Source organism: Oscillibacter sp. 1-3, assembly GCF_000403435.2.
Classification (GTDB): domain Bacteria; phylum Bacillota; class Clostridia; order Oscillospirales; family Oscillospiraceae; genus Oscillibacter.
The window spans coordinates 1183906-1200877 of the sequence record NZ_KE159703.1 but is presented as its reverse complement, the minus strand read 5'-3'; the positions used below and the strand labels follow the sequence as shown (position 1 = coordinate 1200877).

The window sequence follows — 16972 nt, the reverse complement described above, 5'->3', positions numbered from 1 at the left end:
ATAGAATCCGGAAAAAGAGGTATAAAAGAAAGGAAGATACCCATGAAAAAGTTTTTTGCCCTCCTGCTTACATTGGCAATGGTTTTCACGCTGGCCGCCTGCGGCGGCGCCCCGGGCTCCAATTCCTCCGGCCCCGCGGCTGATTCCGGCAAGCCCGCCGACAGCGCCGACTATCCCACCGCTGAAAAGCCCGTTACCCTGAAGCTGGGCCATGTCGGCCCTCCCAACTCCTCTTTGCAGATCGCCGCCGAGGCCATTGCCGCCGATGTTCTGGACAAAACCGGCGGCGCGGTCGTCATTGAGGTCTATCCCCAGTCTCAGCTGGGCGACGCCGTCGTCATGCTGGACGGCCTGTCCAACGGCACGCTGGAGATGGCCATGGTCGGCTGCAACGAAATTGCCACCATGCTGCCTGACTTCTATGTCTTCTGCCTGCCCTTCCTGTTCAGCGGTCTGGACGAATTCATCACCGTCGCCCGCGAGGCAGAAGTCACCGCCAAGGCCAACGAGATTATGAATACCAAGGGAATCACCCTGATCGGCTTCCCCACCGGCGAGTGCCGCGGCTACTCCAACACGCAGCATGCCGTCCACTCCCCCGCCGATATTATCGGCCAGAAGGTCCGTATCCAGGCCGGCGCCATCTATGTGGATACCTTTGAAGCGCTGGGCGCCGTCCCCTCCACCATGGCTTTCAGCGAGGTATACTCCGCCTTGCAGCAGGGCGTCATCCATGCCGAGGACAACGGCGCCGATATGCTGACAAAGATGAAGTTTGCCGAGGTGGAAAAATATCACACCATGCTGAACCATATGATTCAGAGCAATCCCTTGATGATCAGCACCGAGGTCTGGAACAAGCTGTCTCCCGACCAGCAGAGCGCCATCCGCGAGGCCGAGGCCGCCTGGGGCGACAACTATCTGACCTTTATGGAGGATCAGCTGGCCTCCTCCGTGCAGTCCGCCAAGGAGGCCGGCGTGGAGATCGTCGAGCTGAGTGACAGCGAATTCCAGGCGTTCAAGGACGCGACCAGCTCTGTATATGATGTCTACGTCCCCCAGATTGACGCTTCCGTTTATGAGCTGGTCTGCGGCAGAATCGACGCCTATCGCAGCTGATTGACGAGGCCGGGGCGGCAGGATGCCTGCCGCCCTGGCTCTGCCGCAAGCCCTGTACGACCTGTTGGGAGGTTTGATTCACTTATGAAAAAAGCGCTTGATCTGTTCCGCACGCTGGAAAAGGTCCTTCTGGTGCTTCCCATGGCCTTTTTGTGCATCTGCATTTTCATCAATATCCTGATGCGCGCATTTTTCCAGAGCGGTATTTCCTGGCTGGAGGAGTTCAGCCGTTACGCCTTTGTATTCAGCACCTTCCTTGGCGCCAGCATTGCCGTCGAAAGCGACCAGCATCCCAAAATGACCGCCGTTACCGACGCGGTCCCCGCCGGGGCGAGTCTGGTCCTGAAGATCGTGGGCAATCTCTTCTGCGCAGGTTTGAGCCTGGTGGTGGCCTATTACGGTTGCCAACAGATTCTGAGGATGATCGCCAACGGCGCCATGGCGTCCTCCTTACCCGTGCCCCTGTATGTTCCTTACCTGATTATCCCCCTGGGGATGCTGGTGTCCGGCATCCGCTACCTCTGTCTGGTCTGCCAGAGCGTCCGCAGCCTGAGCGGCACAGCTGAAAAAGGAGGCGCTGCAGAATGATTGTAATTGCTGCATTTTTTATCCTGCTGCTGTTGGGAATTCCCATCTCCATGGTGGTCCTGGGCGCCTCTACGCTGGGCGTTTTGTGCTACTCCGCCACGCCTTTGCAGATCGTTGTCCAGCAGATGTTCAGCGGCCTGAACAACTACGTGCTGCTGGCCATTCCCTTTTTCATCATCTCCGGCACCATCGCCTCCAGAGGCTCCACCGCCAAATACCTGACCCAGGTCATGACCATCATCTTCGGCCGTATGCGCGGCGGCAGCGTAATTGCCACCATTGCGTCCTGCGCGTTTTTCGCGGCGATCTCCGGTTCCTCCTTCGCCACCATCGTTGCAATCGGCAGCATCATGCTGCCGGCTCTGGCGGAGCAGAAGTACCCGGACAAGATGTCCGTCGGCGTCATTACAGCGGGCGGCTCCATCGGCGTCCTGATTCCACCCAGTGCGCCTATGATCGCCCTGTGCGTGGCGCTGGGGTCCTCTGTCGGCAGGCAGTTTATCGCGGGCGTCATTCCCGGCCTGGTGCTGGCGCTTGCCTGGGGCGTGTACACCTTCCTCATCTGCTCTTTCAAGAAATACGGAGTTCCCGTAAAATATACCGCGTCGGAAGCGCGCGCCGTTCTGGTGAAAGCCATCCCCGCCCTGATGTATCCCGTTATTGTTCTGGGCAGCATCTACGGCGGACTGGCAACGCCCACGGAATCCGCGGCTGTCTCCATCATCTATGTGGTCTTTATCGAGCTGTTTCTCTACCGGACCTCCACGCCGAAAGAGATGTTTGAGGCCTTTGTAAAGAGCCTGACCAACTCCGCCGGCATCACCTTTATCATCTCCGCGTCGCAGCTGCTGACCTGGTTTATCACCACCCAGCGCCTGCCCTCCATTATCAGCGGATGGATTGTGGAGACGATCAGCTCTCCCGCTGTATTTCTGCTGGCCATTATGGGCATCTTCTTTGTGGCCGGCTGTTTCATGGAGCTGGTGGCGCTGATGATTATCCTCGGCCCCATTCTGGCTCCCACGCTGTCCTCCTATGGCGTCGACCCCATTCACTTCGGCATCATCTGCATCATGGCCGCGCAGGTCTCTTATGTGACGCCGCCTTTTGGCATGAACCTGTTTGTCACCATGAACATGACCAAGCGCAGCCTGGGCGACGTAGCGTCCTCTACGCTGCCCTACATGGTCATTCTGATTCTCTGCATGCTGCTCATCGCGTTTGTCCCCCAGTTGTCCCTGTGGCTGCCGAATCTGATGATGGGCGTGTGAGGCATTCTTTCGGAACTCCGATTCAGCGGAAAGGAGCGCTGCTATGTATCATCACTACGTCAAGACCGTCGGCCTGATTGTGCCCTCCTCTGACGTCAACATTGAAGCCGCATATCACCAGTTTATGCCCGAGGAAATCGCGGTGGCGACCAACCGCATCTCTCTCAACCGGCTCTCCGTGCAGACGCTGGAGGAATTGCTGCCCCACACCGAGCAGGCTGCGGTAGATCTTTGTCATGCCGAACCAGATGTTTTGATTTCCAGCAGTCTGACGCTGGGGTGCTTCCGGGACGCCATGCTGCAAAACTGTGTGGAACAGCGCACGGGCATTCCCTGCGTAACATCTCTTCTGGCTTTGGTGAACCTGCTGAACCGCTGCGGGAAGCACCGGCTGGCGGTGCTGACCCCCTATCAGGAGGAACTGAACATCCTCTTCAAGGCGACGCTGTTAAAGCATGGGATTGACGTGTGTTATACTAAGCAGCTCGTCCAGTCTGACGGAACCGCCTGCCAGTCTATCCGCGAAATACAGGATCTGCGCTGGGAGGAGCTCTGGCGTCAGCTGGATGCCGGGGAGGTGAAGGCATCCGGCGCGGAAATTCTGCTCTTCGGGTCCTCAGGCCTTCAGGGCGTGGATAAAATCCCGCAGATGGAGGAAATCCTCGGAATTCCCGTTTTGATTTCCGAACAATTTACGCTTTTATATGCTCTGGAATATCTGGGACAGTACCGCCCGATTCCTTCGCTGGGATGGATTTTCCGGCAGGAGCCCTCTCCCATAAACAGCGCATGAATCGGACTGCGGCAGCTAAAGCCCCGCTGCCCAGGTATTTACAGGCAAAGCGAAGGGAGGCATTTTTACATGTATGGCGATAAGGGCCGTATCGGCTTAATCCGGCCCGGCATCACGCCTTCGCCGGAAATGGATTTTCACAGACACCTGCCTGACGGTATGGCCCTGGCCACCGCCGCGCTTCCATATGGGCAGGTCACGCTGGAGGGGCTCTCCAAAATGTCCAGTCAGGTAACGGAATACGCCAGGATGTACCGCGGATTCCCGTTTCATATCCTGGTCTTTGCCTGCACTACCGGCAGCATGGTCGGCGGACCCGGCTTTGACAAAACGCTGGTCCGGCAGATGGAGGAGGCCAGCGGCATTCCCGCGGTTACCACCAGCACCGCCCTGTTGGAGGCCTTTTCTCTTCTGGGCCTGCGGAAGCTGGCCATCATAACTCCGTACAGCGACGCTTTGAACAAGCTGGAAACGGAGTTTCTCGCCGCCGCAGGCTGCGACACCGCCGCTATCCGCGGCCTGGGCATTGAGGATACATCCGTTCTCCCTTTTGTCCGGCCTGAAGAGCTTTTCAGGCTGGCGCTGGAGCAGGACGCCTCTCCGGATACAGACGCCCTTTTCATCAGCTGCACGGGCATCTGTGCCATGGATCTGATCGAGCCCCTGGAAAAAATCAAAGGCATCCCTGTTTTGACCAGCAACCAGGCCACGATTTGGTGCGCTCTGCGGCATATGGGTTATCAGGAGCCCCTGCCCGGCCTTGGCACTCTTGGCCGAACGCCTTATCAAGCGGGTTAGGACATTTTCATTTATGCCAAAAGATCTGGATGTGTATGGACACATCCAGATCTTTTGGTATCTTTTCAGAAAACAATTCTATCTGTCAGCCGCCGCAGCGCCGCAAGGGCGCTCCAGGCGGCAAAGTCCGGGCCATATGCCCCCAGTTCTGTGTGAAAGACGCCTTTTCCAAAGGCCCCTTCACAGGTAATGGTAAAATCCACACAGCTGCCGGACTCTACAAACACATCTGTCCCCCGCATGCTTCCCGCCGCCAGCCCCAGGGACACCGCCACGTTCAGCTGGTTCGGATAGCGCAGACGCGCGTCCTCTGCCGTGCCGCGGAAGCCGTCCGCCAGCATATCCAGCGCCGGATCGCTCTGCGGCGAGCCCTTGGGAAACTTCCGCTTTGTAATGCTCGCGGACAAAGCGCCCATCATGGCCGCTGCTTCCACGGCATCCAGACCGCCGGTTACGCCATGCGCCAAATGAATGCGCCGGTCGAAGCTCTCCGCCGCCGCAAGGGCCCGCCCATAGAATTCCGGATCGCCCAAGGCGCTGGTGGAGAGAACAATCAAATCCGCTCCCGCCTCCATAATGGGAATGGCGTATTCTTTTACCGCGGCTGCTGCGGCGGCTTCTACAACATAGTCCGGCCTTTCCGCCAGCAGAGCGTGAATATCAGCACTCACCGGACAGGACAGCTCCCCGCGCAGCCTGTCCGCCCTGTCTGCAGAACGGGTAAACACAGCTGCCAGCTCTGCGCCCTCCACAGCGCCGGCGAGCAGCGCCTCGGCTATGATGCGCCCCAGCCGCCCGCAGCCTAAAAGACACACCTTTTTCATATCTCATCCCCCTTGATCCCCATGTCCGCGGCGCAGCCAGGCTGCAAAGCGTCATATCGCCCTATCCAACACACCGCTTGTTGGATCTTCTCCAGATCTTCTGTTCCTGCGCAGCCGCGACGAGGGCTTCCCGGAAGTCCGGATGGGCGATGCTGATGAGCTTCTCCGCCCGCTCCCAGGTGGAAAGGCCGGAGAGCCGGGCCACACCGTACTCCGTTACCAGACTCGGCGTCTGCGTCCGCGGCGTGGTGATGACGTCTCCCTCGGTAAATCTGGGGAGAATGCGGGAGTGCAGAACCCCCTGCTTGTCCCGGAAGGTGGAGGGCATGGCCAGAAACGCCTGGCCGTGCTCCGCCATATATGCGCCGGTGACAAAGTCCAGCTGACCTCCGGTGCCGCTGATATGGCGGGTGCCGGAGGTCTCGGAGCACACCTGCCCATACAGGTCCGCGGCAATACAGCCGTTGATGGACACGAAGTCGTCCAGCTGCCGGATGGTCTCCGGACTGTTCACGTACCGCATGGGCGCGGAGAGAATGTCCATGTTCCGGTCCAGGAATTCATACAGCTCCCGGGAACCGGAACAGATGGAAAACACGCCCTTGCCCCGGTTCAGCTTCTTCTTTTTATTGGTGATCTTCCCGGCCTGATAGAGCTTCAGATAGCCGTCGCTCATCAGCTCCGTGTGCATTCCCAGGTCCTTTAGATCAGACTCCGCAATGAGGCCGCCCAGGGCGTTGGGCATTCCCCCAATGCCGATCTGGAGCGTGACGCCGTCGTAGAGATACGGGAAGATGTTGGCTGCAATCTTTCGGTCCACCTCCCCCGCGTCACCGCCGGGGGCCAGACAAATATCCCGATGGCCCTCTACCACATAGTCCGCTTGGGAGATATGGATGTGGTCGCCCTCCACACCATAGATCACCGGCATGTTCTCATTAACCTCCAGAATGACATGCTCCGCCGCGTCCAGCATCTCCTGCATACAGCAGTTGGTCAGGCCATAGCTGAAATAGCCGTGCTTGTCCATGGGCGCCACAGAGATCATCGCCACATTTACCGGCGCGTAGCCGCGGCTGTAATAGGAGCCGCAGTCCCGAAACAGCATGGGCGAGTAATACGCCCAGCCCCTGTCCACGTACTTTCGGTCCAGGCCGGAGCAGTGCCAGGCGTTGTAAGTAAAGGTCTCATGCTCCGGGTCCTGCTCCACCACCTGTATGGGCTTCATGGCGATGGCATTGCGGACCTTGATGTCCCGCAGTTCCCCTTTCCGGGCCGCCAGAGCTTCATCCAGAGCCTCCGGAAAGGAACAGGTCTGACTGTAATCCACCCAGTCCCCATCTTTCACCAGCCGGACGGCCTCCTCCGCAGAGACCAGCTTTTTTTGATACTCCTCAAAAATATTCATGCCGCTCCTTTCTCAGGCCGCTTTACCAGCAGCGTCAGCGCCGCGCCAATGGCTGCAAAAGCAAAAATCGCGGCAAAAATACCCATGTAGCTTCCGCCGCCGCAAAGCGGGCCCAGACAGGAGGCGGCGATCAGATTCAGATTGATGATGCTGAAATTCAGCGCATAATGTCTCCGGCCAAAAAAATGGGCTGCAAACGCGGAGTTTGTGGGCGGTACGCCGCCATAGGCAAGCCCAACCAGCAAAAAAGCGGCCGCCAGTACAGGGACGCTCCCGGTTTTCAGGGATGCCGTGAGGGCGGCGGCCGCCGCCGCATAGATCACGCTGACGCTCAGCATGGCGGTCCGATAGCCCGCCATGTCAAACATCTGCCCGGATAGGACCCGCCCCATGCCGTTGGCAATCGACACCATGCCCGCCAGAGCGGCGGCCCGGGTCAAATCTCCGCCCACAAAGGGCGCGGCGTAGGTTGTGGCCTCGTTGATGATGGCAAGGCCGGCAGCGGAGAGGATCACAGCCCAGATAAAGCAAAGCCAGAAGTTTCTTCGGCGCAGCATCTCCCGCCAGGGGATCTCCTCCACGGCCTCTCCCTTTTTTCCACCGGCGGACAGCGCCGCCAAAAAGCCTTCCTCCGGCGTCCGCAGCAGCAGGGCGCCTGTCAGCATGATTGCCGCGAAAGCAGCGGCAAAGATCAAAAAGGTGGTTCGCCAGCCCAGAGCCGTAATCAGACCGGCTCCTAACGTACCCAGCAGCATCCCGCCAAAACCAAAGCCCATCAGCGTGATGCCGGAGACAAGTCCCTGCTTGTCGGGAAACCAGCGCATTACGGTGGAAATGGCGGCGTTGTAGCCCAGGCCCACGCCGAAGCCGCAAAAGCCTCCGTAGGTCACATAGATTCCCGGCAAGGTATGGATTTGGGAGGCGGCCGAAAATCCCGCCAGCAAAAAGGCGGCGCAGGCCGCCAGCGTGAAGCGCGGCCCCCGCTTCCCCGTAACCACGCCGCTGACCAGCCCGCCCAGGCAGAACATCGTCATGGAGACGGAAAAAGTGACGGAGGTCTGGGCCTTGCTCCAGCCGAACTCCTCCTCCAGCGGCGCGCGAAACACGCTCCAGGCGTAAATCAGTCCCAGGCAGAGCAGCAGGGCAACGCCCAGAATCAAATATCCCCAACGGGCCTTCTTTGCTCGTTCTACATTCATATCGTTCTCCTAGAATCAGCGCGGGGACAGCACGCCGTCCCCGCGCAGTCACTCAAAATTCCGCGGCGCCGTTCCAAACCGCCGCATGATCCGGGATCTCGCCCTCCGGGTACACATATGCGACGCGGGAGATATTAATCAGCTGCTCAAAGCCCAGATTCTCGGACACGGAGCATCCGGCCCAGGAGCCGCAGCCCAGGGTGGCCGTGGGGCACAGGCCGTTTGCCAGCGCCGGATTGGCGGAGAACACACCGGGACAGTTCACCAGCATTCTGGACACCGGCAGCGTGCAGGCGGCCTTCTCAACCAGAGCCTGGCTGTTGGTGTGAATGACGGAGGAGTGACCTGCGCCCTCCATCAGCAGATTGGCCTTAGCAATCCGGATCGCCTCCTCCACGTCCTCGCACTCGATGTGGACGGCCAGAGGCACCATCTTCTCCCGGCACAGAGGCTCTTCCGGGCCGTACTTGTCTACTTTGACGACGATAATGGAAGTGTCCGCGGGAATATCCAGCTCCAGCATCCCGGCAATATCCTGGACGCTCTGCCCTACGGGTTTTCCGTTGATGGCGCCCAGGCCGTTTGGAAACAGCAGCGCCCTGGCCCGATCCCGGACGGCGGGGTCGTCCGTGTAGTAGACCTTCTCCGCCTTCATCAGCTCCACCACCTGCGCAGAGATGGATTTCGGCGTAATAAAGGAGCGGTTGCACGCGCAGATAATGCCGTTGTCGAACTTGCAGCCGAACACGGTCTGCCCAACGGCCATGGGCAGATTGTCATAAGCGGGGTCAAAGATGGTCTGGGAGTTGCCGGGACCCACGCCGTAGGCGGGCTTTCCGCTGGAGTAGGCGGCCTTGACCATGTTGGGACCGCCGGTGCCCAGCACCGTGTCGGAGGCGGCCATCATCATCTGTGTCAGCTCAATGTTGGGCTCTTCCACATACTGGAAGATATGATCCGGAGCGCCCGCCTTTCTCAGCGCCTCGTTGAAGATCTGACAGGTATGGACCGTGGACCGCTTGGCCCGGGGATGGGGGGCGCAGAGGATGACGTTCCGGCCCTTCAGGGCGTACACGCCGTTGAAGAGGATGGTAATATTGGGGTTGGTGGTGGGGATGACACAGGAGATAATCCCCTTCGGGTGGGCTACAAAAGTCAGGTGCCGTCGCTCGTCATGCCCGATAACGCCGACGGACTTCTTGTTTTTGACGGCATACCACACACCGTCCGGGGAGCCGGTGTTCTTGACAATTTTATCCGGCACATTGCCCAGACCTGTCTCCGCCACGGCCTCCGCCGCCAGCTCCTCCGCGTGCTCCCGGAACGCCTCGCAGCACACCCGGCACAGCTCGTCGATCTGCTCCTGGGTGTACGGCTCCAGCTCGGCCAGAGCCCTGCGTGCGTTTGCCACCAGCTGGTTGACCAATGTCTGATTATCCATATCAATTCTCCTCATATAAAGTCACGGCTCCAGACACGGCGGACGGCCATGTCCTTTCCTTTCAAGTCCATTGCTTGTCCCGGTCAGGAAAAGTTGTAGGCGGTGACAATGGGCTCTCTGCCGTCTGTAATGTCGTTATAATACTCATAGCTGCAGATTCCCAGGAAGGAACCGCTGATATTGTATACATTGCGGTACCCGTTTCCAAGCAGCTCACAGAGCGCATAGTAGCTGCGCTGGCCAGTCCGGCAATGCAGATATACCGGCACATCCTTTGGAATTTCATGCATCCGGGCCCGGAACTGCGTCAGCGGCACATTCACGGCGTTTTTCAGGTGCCCGCTCTCAAACTCCTCGGGCTCCCGCACATCGACGATGCAGGCCCCGGATTCCACCAGGCCTCTTACCTCCTCTATCCGCACCTGTCTGACCCGGCCGTACAGGATGTTCAGACCTACTAATGCCGCCATGTTTACCACGTCTTTCGCAGTGCCATAGACCGGGGAGTAGCACAGCTCCATCTCTTTCAGGTCATCCAGCGTGCCGTTCATGGTAAGCAGCGCTGCGATGACGTCAATTCTCCTCACCACATCGCCCCGGCCGATGGCCTGCGCGCCGAGGATTCTGCCGGTCGGCACCTCAAAGAGCAGCTTGAAGGCCATGTAGTGGGCGTCCGGCATGATGCTCACTTTATCAAAGGGCAGCACAAATGCGGCGTCATAGGGAATCCCCGCTTTTTTCAGGGCTTTTTCATTCATGCCGGTGACGGCGGCATTCTGCTCAAACACCCGCAGGCAGGATGTGGCGATGTAGCCCTTGTTATTATGATACATCCCGCAGATATGGTCCGCCGCGGCGCGGGCCTGCCGCTGGGCGGGACCTGCCTGCGCGAAGGAGCCGTATGCCCGGCCAACACGGCTGAAGGTCTCAACCGCGTCACCCACGGCATAAATATCGGGATCGCTGGTCTGATAGTTGTGATTCACCCGGATGGCGCGGGACGCACCCAGCTCCAGGCCGGCCTGGACAGCGAGTCCGGTTTCCGGCGCCACGCCGATGGAAAGGATGACCGCATCCGCCGGAATCTCCACGGTTTTTCCGTTTCTCACCGCTGTCACGGCGCCGGCAGTAATGGCTGTGACCATGCTGGACAGATAGAGGTGAATGCCCTTGTCGGTCAGCTCCTTATGGAGGTATTGCGCCATATCGTAGTCGAAAGGAGCCATAACCTGATCGGCGCCCTCCACAATGCTGACGTTTTTCCCTGCGGACCTCAGGTTTTCCGCCACCTCAACGCCGACAAAGCCCGCGCCGGCTACCACAATGTTCTGCGCGCCGGAAGAGTCGATATAATCCTTCGCCCCGCAGACATCCGTAACGCTGCGGATCGTGAAAACATGTCCGGCGTCCACGCCCTGAATGCTCTTGGGAACGACAGGGGACGCCCCTGTGGCAAGCACCAGCCTGTCATAGGACTCCGTGTACTCCGTGCCCCTGTTCAGATCACGCACCACCACTTCTTTCCTGTCCCGGCAGATCTTTGTGACCTCGCTCTGCGTGCGCACCTCGATGTTGTGCCGGTACTTGAAGTCGTCCGGCCCCATCATCACCAGCCAGTCGCTGTTTTCTACTGCGCCGCCCAGATAGTAGGGCAGGGAGCAGTTGGAAAAGGAGACGTGCCTGCCGCGCTCCAGAACGATAATTTCAGCCTGCTCATCCAAGCGGCGGATTCGCGCCGCGGCAGAGGCGCCGCCGGCAACGCCGCCCACAATGACAACCTTCATATAGAGTCCTCTTTTCTGAAAAATGTAGTTATTCAAAGGGCTTCGGGTCGTTTTCATAATCCGCGGGTGTGACGGCCTTGAAAATATCGTCCGAGTCAAAGATCACACCGGCAATGATTTTGGCGCCCTCCGCAATGGTGCGGTCGCACATCTTTTCGGGAGCGATTCCCTCCGCCTCCTCTTTGGCCTGAATATCGGCACAGCGCAGGCAGGAGATTTTCTCCACAAAACGGCCATGCATCACACGGATCAGATGATTATTGGGCCAGGGCTCCTGAAAGGGGGCCACACGGGCAAAGATGAACGAGAGAATCATGCAGCCGGCCTCCACGACGCCGCAGCGCTCTCCCATACCGCCGCCGCCGCCCATAAAGCCGGACGCGGCGCGAATCACATCCTCAGGAATCCGGAGATCCAGCGCATCGGAGCAGGCGCGGATTGTCGCTTCGGGGCAGTGAAAGCCTTTCTCGCGGTAATAGTACATGGCCAGTTCTCCGGCACGCTGGACAAGCTCGTTTCTGCAGGCCTCTTTTTTGCTCACGGTGTTGGTGTTTTCCATAACAATATCCTCCTTAAAATACCGTTTTGAGATCTCTTTTGCATCTGTTGCACAGTCTTTTACAATAGCAAAGACTGTGCCAATATTAATATCTGGCTATATTCCGCGCGAAGTTCAGCCGCATGTCCCAGGGGAGGCCGCCCCCGCTCCGGCCGGCATAATAAGCGCCTCAGGCAGCGTGGTGTGAAGCCGTGCTGCCTGAGGCAAAAAGATCTGTATTCGTCTGCGGATAATCTGATTGGGCAATCTCTTCTGTGACAATCAATCTGCGCTATATTTTTCAGCCAAACGGCAGCAATAGCCGATAAACTGCTGACAGCCTTTCTTTCTCATACGGCCGTCAAAATCACCGTGCGGCGCGCTGAATTCCCTGCAGATAATCGTCCCAAAGTCCCGCTCAACCTCATGTATTAAGGAACCGGCAGGGGGATATACCTCTTCGTTCAGCTGGGCGATCCGCTCGGCAGGCGTCCCGATTGGGAGGGGGTCTCTCCCTTTTGCAGCACCCAGCGCCATGATCGCTCCGATAACGGCGCCGCAGGTGTTTCTCGTATTTCCTATGCCAAGTCCAAAGCCGGAAGCCAGCTTCACAACAGAATCGGGAAGCTCTGTCTCGTGCATATCCATGAATGTGCGCAAAACGCACTCCGTACAATTCAGGCCCTGGCGAAAATATTCCCGTCCCCGCTGTTCCGCCTCATCCATGCGTTTTAATTCTTCCATACTGCTCATAGTCTCTCTCCTTGACGTCTGCGCCAATTCAGACCGGATCGTCCGGCGCGGAAATGAAATGCAGATTCAGCCTATCGTGGTAAAGGTTTTGGAAATAATCTTCCACTCTCCATTCTCACAGAGCAGGTGGAAATGATCGACCAGCTCCGCAGAGCCGCGAAAGCCGGTCTCGTGAACGGTCGCCTTCGCCACACTGCCATTCACCTCCACATCACGGACCTCTGCCTGATAGGGGATTCCCTGCTCCTTCATGGAAGCCTGCGAACCCATATCTTCAATGAAGGGCGCCGGAGTGCCGATTAACAGCTGATCCCCCAGATAGCCCGTCATCCGGGCCTCTATGTGAAAAACGCTTTCCAGCATGGGAATATCCGCGGTATAGGTTCCCTTGATATACCGCTCCAAAACTTCGCGCACTTCTTCAACTGAATTGTTCATGACAACGTCTCCTTTTTTCAAAATTATACAGGCAATATTTTCAGGACTGCCGGTCTTTCATTCAAGCAGACGATCCCCTCCCCGCTCATATAGTAAAGATCCTCAAGCCGTGCTCCGAAACGTCCCGGGAGGTAAATTCCCGGTTCTATGGAGAATGCCGTTCCCGGTGTCAGACAGTCCCGGCTCTCCTCATTCAGCCGGAGCGGTTCGTGCATCTCACGGCCGATTCCATGACCAAGTCCATGGGGAAAACAGTTCCCGTATCCGTGGTTTTCGATAATTCCGGCGGCTTCCCGGTGCAGAGCCGAGGCCGGCGCACCAGGATACGCCGCGGCCGCAGCCCGCTCCTTGGCCGCAGCGACAATGCCGCAAATGCGCCGTGCCTCCGGTTCCGGCTCGCCCAGCGAGAACATCCGGGTCATATCACTGTACCAGCCATTGACCACGATGCTGAAATCGATCAGGATCAGTTCTCCTCTGCCAATCACACGGTCCGAGGCAAAATTGTGATATTCTGCGCTGTTGGGCCCGGAAATCACCATATCCGTGAGCGCTTGCTCCACGCCGGGGATATTTGCGCAGAGTTCTTTCAGCCTCGCGGCCGCCTGCCGCTCCGTTATTCCGGGCCGCAGATACTGCTCCATCTCGGAAATGGCACGCTCGGCATGGCGCTGAGCATACCGGACTCCGAAAACTTTTTCGTCTTCGTACATAAGCCGCTTGCAGTTTAGAGCATTGCCAGCAGCTGGGAGACAAGCAGACCAATAAAGGTACCGGTCACACATCCCACCGTGGACATAATGACAGAGATCGACACATAGGAGCGATGATAGGTGGCCGCAATAATGGGGGCGGACGAATGACCGCCGACATTGGCAATAGACGCGGTGCCGCAGGTGTGCAAATCCAGCCTGAACACCTTTGCCAGCAGAATATACAAAACCGCGTGAACGATCAGTACCACTGCGCCGGCAGCGATATAGAGCCATGCGTCCGCAATCTGCAGGAGATTGAGCTCGGTTGCCAGCAGGGTCATGACCAGAGTCAGCATCACATCGGAAACCAGGTTTGCCCCGCGGAGTCCGCCCAGCCTGGTCACCCCCAATGCCAGGCCGGCAATGCTGACAAGGACGTATTCCCAAACACTGGCGTTGATAAACGCAATGGTGGGCATTTTGACAGCTGCAAATCTGGAAATTGCCACAACCATCAGACCGATGCCAATTACCATCAAAACGCTCAGACTATCAATCCTGCCGCTCTCCTCTGTCTCATCTTCTTCCAGTCTGCGGGAAATCTCGTGGATCTGTGCCACGTCCGCCTTGGTCCACTTGTTGAATCGGGGGGCCAGGGAAGACATTGCCACCAGAATCATGATCCAGAAGGAATAGTTGATATTAATCATCAAAATGATATTGGACATCACAGAGTCAGGGACATTCATGGACTGTTTGACCGCCAGGAAGTTCTGGATGCCGCCAACCCAGGAAGCGCACACCGCGCCGAACTCGGCTGCGGGGAAGCCCAAAGCGCGGCCAAACAGCAGATAGGAAACCACGAATCCAAGGCAGATGGTAGCGGTCGCGCAGAAAAAGCCCGCCAACAGTTTCGGCCCCAGCTTCAAGATGCTCTTGACATTGCAGTTCAGGCACATCAAAAATACCATGCAGGGAACCATGTTGTTAACCAACGCTGTTTTTGTCGCGGTGATGGATTCCGTCATTGTCCATGCGCCGCAGGTAAAAAGCACCATCGTCAGCAGATAGATCATCAGAATGGGCGGAAATACTTTGTAAAGTTTTAGTGGGTATTTCCGTGCCAGCCATAGAATTATGGCCGTATAAAACGTGATAAACGCCAAGAAGCCCACACCCGTTGTAATCATTTTCTCTCTTCTCCTTTTTGTTGAAGGACTTGCCCTCAGTTATTTTGCCAACGGTGCTCCGCATTTTCAAAAGACACTCATTCGGCTGAAGGATATATGAGCAAGAAACGCGCCAATATTAATATTGGCGCGTTTCTTGCTCATATGCGCTTATTGGGCGCCCCGCTCAGTCAGGAAAGGAGTATCGATATGGCATTATCGTTGGAGCCTCAGGCTGTATTTTCATTTTTTGAGGAGATTTCCGCAATTCCCCGCGGTTCCGGCAACGAGGCGGCAATTGCAGCGCACATGATTTCATGGGCGTCCGCCAGAAATCTGTTTGCGGAAAGGGACTCTGCAAATAATGTTTTTATAAAGAAGGCCGCCTCTCCAGGAAAAGAGAATCATCCCCCGATTCTTTTGCAGGCTCATCTGGATATGGTCTGCGAAAAAACACCGGAGTCCGCTCATGATTTTCAAAGCGACCCCATCTCCATTCAAGTCCGTGACGGATACCTTGTCGCGGACGGCACCACACTCGGCGCCGATAACGGAATCGGTGTCTCCCTCATTATGGCTGTTCTGGACGATCCCAATGCCGAGCACCCTCCATTGGAAGTCCTCTTTACCGCCGGGGAAGAGGCCGGTATGACCGGCGCCCGGCAGCTGTCCAGCTCCGGCTGGGCATTCGAGTCAAAAACCCTAATCAATCTCGACAGCGGCTGGGAAGGCGTTTTTATTGCCGGCGCGGCCGGCGGCGGCCGCACGGTCTTCCGTATCCCTATTGAGCGGGAAAGCAATGCGGACCCTTGCTTCCGCATCGATGTGCGCGGCCTTTTGGGCGGCCATTCCGGCGCTGAGATCCACCTTGGCCGCGCAAACGCCAATCAGGTGTTGGCACGTGTTCTAAACAATCTGACTGCGGAGTGGCGGCTGATTTCCATGGGAGGCGGCGGCAAGGATAACGCAATTGCCCGCAATGCATACGCCGTACTGAGCTGCGCAGATATATCCGCGCTTCACAGCCAGATCGCACAGCAAAACGACGCTCTGCGGCGGGAATATGAATCTGTGGACCCAGAACTGGAGATCTGTATTACCAGCTCCGAACCCGAGGCGCTCAGAATGACTTCTGCCTCCACTGCCTGCGTCAAGCAATTTCTCATACTGCTTCCCAACGGAGTTTTGGCTCGGGACCACGCTATGGATTTTACCGTGACCTCCATGAACATCGGTTCCTGCCGTGTGGAAAACGATTGCCTGGCCGTCCGCTGCAGCGTCCGCAGCACAATCCCTGCGCATCTTACCTCCTGGCTCCTTCCTCAGCTGCGTATACTCGCCGGCTTATGCAGCGCAGAGCTGGAGGAGGCGGATTTCTATCCAGGATGGGAATTCCGGCGCGCATCTCCCATTCGTACGCTGGCCATGGAGGCCTATCAGGCTGTTACCGGGTCTCCCGCGTCGTTCAAAATTCTCCACGGTGGACTTGAATGCGGAATTCTCATGGAGCAGCTCGGATTTACGGACGCCATCTCCTATGGACCGGAGCTGAACGATCCGCATTCCCCGCGGGAGAATTTGAGCATCACCTCCGTGGGAACGGCGGACAAACTGATTCGCAGGATTCTAAAGGCGCTTTAATTGAATGACCCTGCCCAATCTGAACAAATAGTTGTCAGTTGTTCAAACATGGCCCAGGTGGGGGCATTCTTTACCTGCAGCCCTTGTATGTCAAGGGTTACAGTTTTTCAACTCAGGACACCATATGTCACCGGCCAAAAGCAGACAGTTCAAGATCAAGGTGCAAAACGTGTAAAATGCGGGATTTGAACCCCTGCTGCCGTTGCGGTTCATGGGTTTCTCCTCTGTCTGACATGGTATCAGGCTTCTCATACATTCGATGTGTAAATTCAGCCCACACTTGGACTCTGTCTCAAGCAGGTGTTCCAACGGTATCATGATGCGTGTCCATTGGTCCACATTGACCGAGGCGCTCAATATACCAGCCGCGCTTTTCAGAGGAGAATGAAAGAGGCCGGAATCTGTCGAAGCATGTCTCGTCCAGGCAAATGTCTGGATAATGCGCCTATGGAGGGCTTTGGGCGAATTTTGAAATCTGAGATATACTGCTTCTAAAGATGTTGTCAAGGGGGA

The 16972-nt window shown here is 57.3% G+C and carries 17 protein-coding genes; 7 read left to right on the top strand and 10 right to left on the bottom strand.

What is annotated here, in order from left to right:
- The first annotated feature begins 42 nt into the window (after positions 1 to 42).
- The 5 genes from C816_RS05775 (at position 43) to C816_RS05755 (ending at position 4569) form a co-directional block, all read left to right on the top strand.
- A complete protein-coding gene (locus tag C816_RS05775; RefSeq protein WP_016321480.1) occupies positions 43 to 1119 on the top strand; it encodes a TRAP transporter substrate-binding protein in 1077 nt (358 codons plus the stop codon).
- An 84-nt stretch (positions 1120 to 1203) separates the two neighbouring features.
- Positions 1204 to 1707 carry a TRAP transporter small permease gene (locus tag C816_RS05770; protein WP_016321479.1) on the top strand — a complete coding sequence of 168 codons (504 nt, stop codon included), beginning with the start codon at positions 1204 to 1206 and terminating at the stop codon, positions 1705 to 1707.
- A complete protein-coding gene (locus C816_RS05765) occupies positions 1704 to 2978 on the top strand; it encodes a TRAP transporter large permease (protein ID WP_016321478.1) in 1275 nt (424 codons plus the stop codon). Before C816_RS05770 ends, C816_RS05765 begins: the two co-directional genes overlap by 4 nt.
- A 43-nt stretch (positions 2979 to 3021) precedes the next feature.
- A complete protein-coding gene (locus C816_RS05760; RefSeq protein WP_016321477.1) occupies positions 3022 to 3771 on the top strand; it encodes a maleate cis-trans isomerase family protein in 750 nt (249 codons plus the stop codon).
- 69 nt (positions 3772 to 3840) lie between these two features.
- Positions 3841 to 4569 carry a maleate cis-trans isomerase family protein gene (locus tag C816_RS05755; RefSeq protein ID WP_016321476.1) on the top strand — a complete coding sequence of 243 codons (729 nt, stop codon included), beginning with the start codon at positions 3841 to 3843 and terminating at the stop codon, positions 4567 to 4569.
- Between the two features lie 65 nt (positions 4570 to 4634).
- Here the strand turns inward: C816_RS05755 and C816_RS05750 are convergent, their stop codons facing one another.
- The 10 genes from C816_RS05750 to C816_RS05705 all read right to left on the bottom strand — a co-directional run bounded on the left by C816_RS05750 (position 4635) and on the right by C816_RS05705 (position 14839).
- Complete coding sequence (locus tag C816_RS05750; RefSeq protein WP_016321475.1) at positions 4635 to 5393, bottom strand: DUF108 domain-containing protein; 759 nt, start codon at positions 5391 to 5393, stop codon at positions 4635 to 4637.
- A gap of 61 nt (positions 5394 to 5454) precedes the next feature.
- Positions 5455 to 6801 carry a butyryl-CoA--acetate CoA-transferase gene (locus C816_RS05745; RefSeq protein WP_016321474.1) on the bottom strand — a complete coding sequence of 449 codons (1347 nt, stop codon included), beginning with the start codon at positions 6799 to 6801 and terminating at the stop codon, positions 5455 to 5457.
- Positions 6798 to 8000 (bottom strand): MFS transporter, encoded by a 1203-nt coding sequence (locus C816_RS05740; RefSeq protein ID WP_016321473.1) that lies wholly within the window; start codon positions 7998 to 8000, stop codon positions 6798 to 6800. The genes C816_RS05745 and C816_RS05740 overlap by 4 nt, the downstream gene beginning before the upstream one ends.
- A 52-nt stretch (positions 8001 to 8052) precedes the next feature.
- Positions 8053 to 9441 carry an aldehyde dehydrogenase family protein gene (locus tag C816_RS05735; protein ID WP_016321472.1) on the bottom strand — a complete coding sequence of 463 codons (1389 nt, stop codon included), beginning with the start codon at positions 9439 to 9441 and terminating at the stop codon, positions 8053 to 8055.
- 83 nt (positions 9442 to 9524) lie between these two features.
- A complete protein-coding gene (locus C816_RS05730) occupies positions 9525 to 11225 on the bottom strand; it encodes an FAD-dependent oxidoreductase (protein WP_016321471.1) in 1701 nt (566 codons plus the stop codon).
- 28 nt (positions 11226 to 11253) lie between these two features.
- Positions 11254 to 11784, bottom strand: a complete 531-nt coding sequence (locus C816_RS21605) for a C-GCAxxG-C-C family protein (RefSeq protein WP_016321470.1) — start codon at positions 11782 to 11784, stop codon at positions 11254 to 11256.
- A 261-nt stretch (positions 11785 to 12045) separates the two neighbouring features.
- Positions 12046 to 12489, bottom strand: a complete 444-nt coding sequence (locus C816_RS05720) for a C-GCAxxG-C-C family protein (protein ID WP_256378387.1) — start codon at positions 12487 to 12489, stop codon at positions 12046 to 12048.
- Positions 12490 to 12582: 93 nt separating this feature from the next.
- Positions 12583 to 12954: a nuclear transport factor 2 family protein gene (locus tag C816_RS05715; RefSeq protein WP_016321468.1), complete on the bottom strand. Its 372-nt coding sequence runs from the start codon at positions 12952 to 12954 to the stop codon at positions 12583 to 12585.
- 23 nt (positions 12955 to 12977) lie between these two features.
- Positions 12978 to 13667, bottom strand: a complete 690-nt coding sequence (locus C816_RS05710; RefSeq protein ID WP_016321467.1) for a M24 family metallopeptidase — start codon at positions 13665 to 13667, stop codon at positions 12978 to 12980.
- Between the two features lie 14 nt (positions 13668 to 13681).
- Positions 13682 to 14839, bottom strand: a complete 1158-nt coding sequence (locus C816_RS05705) for a DUF819 family protein (protein ID WP_016321466.1) — start codon at positions 14837 to 14839, stop codon at positions 13682 to 13684.
- Between the two features lie 96 nt (positions 14840 to 14935).
- Here C816_RS05705 and pepD point away from each other — a divergent pair, with 96 nt between their 5' ends.
- Positions 14936 to 16459: a beta-Ala-His dipeptidase gene (gene pepD, locus C816_RS05700; RefSeq protein WP_081646268.1), complete on the top strand. Its 1524-nt coding sequence runs from the start codon at positions 14936 to 14938 to the stop codon at positions 16457 to 16459.
- A gap of 300 nt (positions 16460 to 16759) precedes the next feature.
- Positions 16760 to 16954, top strand: a complete 195-nt coding sequence (locus C816_RS25560; RefSeq protein WP_371254355.1) for a hypothetical protein — start codon at positions 16760 to 16762, stop codon at positions 16952 to 16954.
- Positions 16955 to 16972: the final 18 nt, after the last annotated feature.

What these genes read in the sequence shown, in the direction of transcription:
- C816_RS05775 (WP_016321480.1), top strand. Translation starts at nt 43, where the DNA reads ATGAAAAAGTTTTTTGCCCTCCTGCTTACATTGGCAATGGTTTTCACG.
- C816_RS05770 (WP_016321479.1), top strand. Translation starts at nt 1,204, where the DNA reads ATGAAAAAAGCGCTTGATCTGTTCCGCACGCTGGAAAAGGTCCTTCTG.
- C816_RS05765 (WP_016321478.1), top strand. Translation starts at nt 1,704, where the DNA reads ATGATTGTAATTGCTGCATTTTTTATCCTGCTGCTGTTGGGAATTCCC.
- C816_RS05760 (WP_016321477.1), top strand. Translation starts at nt 3,022, where the DNA reads ATGTATCATCACTACGTCAAGACCGTCGGCCTGATTGTGCCCTCCTCT.
- C816_RS05755 (WP_016321476.1), top strand. Translation starts at nt 3,841, where the DNA reads ATGTATGGCGATAAGGGCCGTATCGGCTTAATCCGGCCCGGCATCACG.
- C816_RS05750 (WP_016321475.1), bottom strand. Translation starts at nt 5,393, where the DNA reads ATGAAAAAGGTGTGTCTTTTAGGCTGCGGGCGGCTGGGGCGCATCATA.
- C816_RS05745 (WP_016321474.1), bottom strand. Translation starts at nt 6,801, where the DNA reads ATGAATATTTTTGAGGAGTATCAAAAAAAGCTGGTCTCTGCGGAGGAG.
- C816_RS05740 (WP_016321473.1), bottom strand. Translation starts at nt 8,000, where the DNA reads ATGAATGTAGAACGAGCAAAGAAGGCCCGTTGGGGATATTTGATTCTG.
- C816_RS05735 (WP_016321472.1), bottom strand. Translation starts at nt 9,441, where the DNA reads ATGGATAATCAGACATTGGTCAACCAGCTGGTGGCAAACGCACGCAGG.
- C816_RS05730 (WP_016321471.1), bottom strand. Translation starts at nt 11,225, where the DNA reads ATGAAGGTTGTCATTGTGGGCGGCGTTGCCGGCGGCGCCTCTGCCGCG.
- C816_RS21605 (WP_016321470.1), bottom strand. Translation starts at nt 11,784, where the DNA reads ATGGAAAACACCAACACCGTGAGCAAAAAAGAGGCCTGCAGAAACGAG.
- C816_RS05720 (WP_256378387.1), bottom strand. Translation starts at nt 12,489, where the DNA reads ATGGATGAGGCGGAACAGCGGGGACGGGAATATTTTCGCCAGGGCCTG.
- C816_RS05715 (WP_016321468.1), bottom strand. Translation starts at nt 12,954, where the DNA reads ATGAACAATTCAGTTGAAGAAGTGCGCGAAGTTTTGGAGCGGTATATC.
- C816_RS05710 (WP_016321467.1), bottom strand. Translation starts at nt 13,667, where the DNA reads ATGTACGAAGACGAAAAAGTTTTCGGAGTCCGGTATGCTCAGCGCCAT.
- C816_RS05705 (WP_016321466.1), bottom strand. Translation starts at nt 14,839, where the DNA reads ATGATTACAACGGGTGTGGGCTTCTTGGCGTTTATCACGTTTTATACG.
- pepD (WP_081646268.1), top strand. Translation starts at nt 14,936, where the DNA reads ATGAGCAAGAAACGCGCCAATATTAATATTGGCGCGTTTCTTGCTCAT.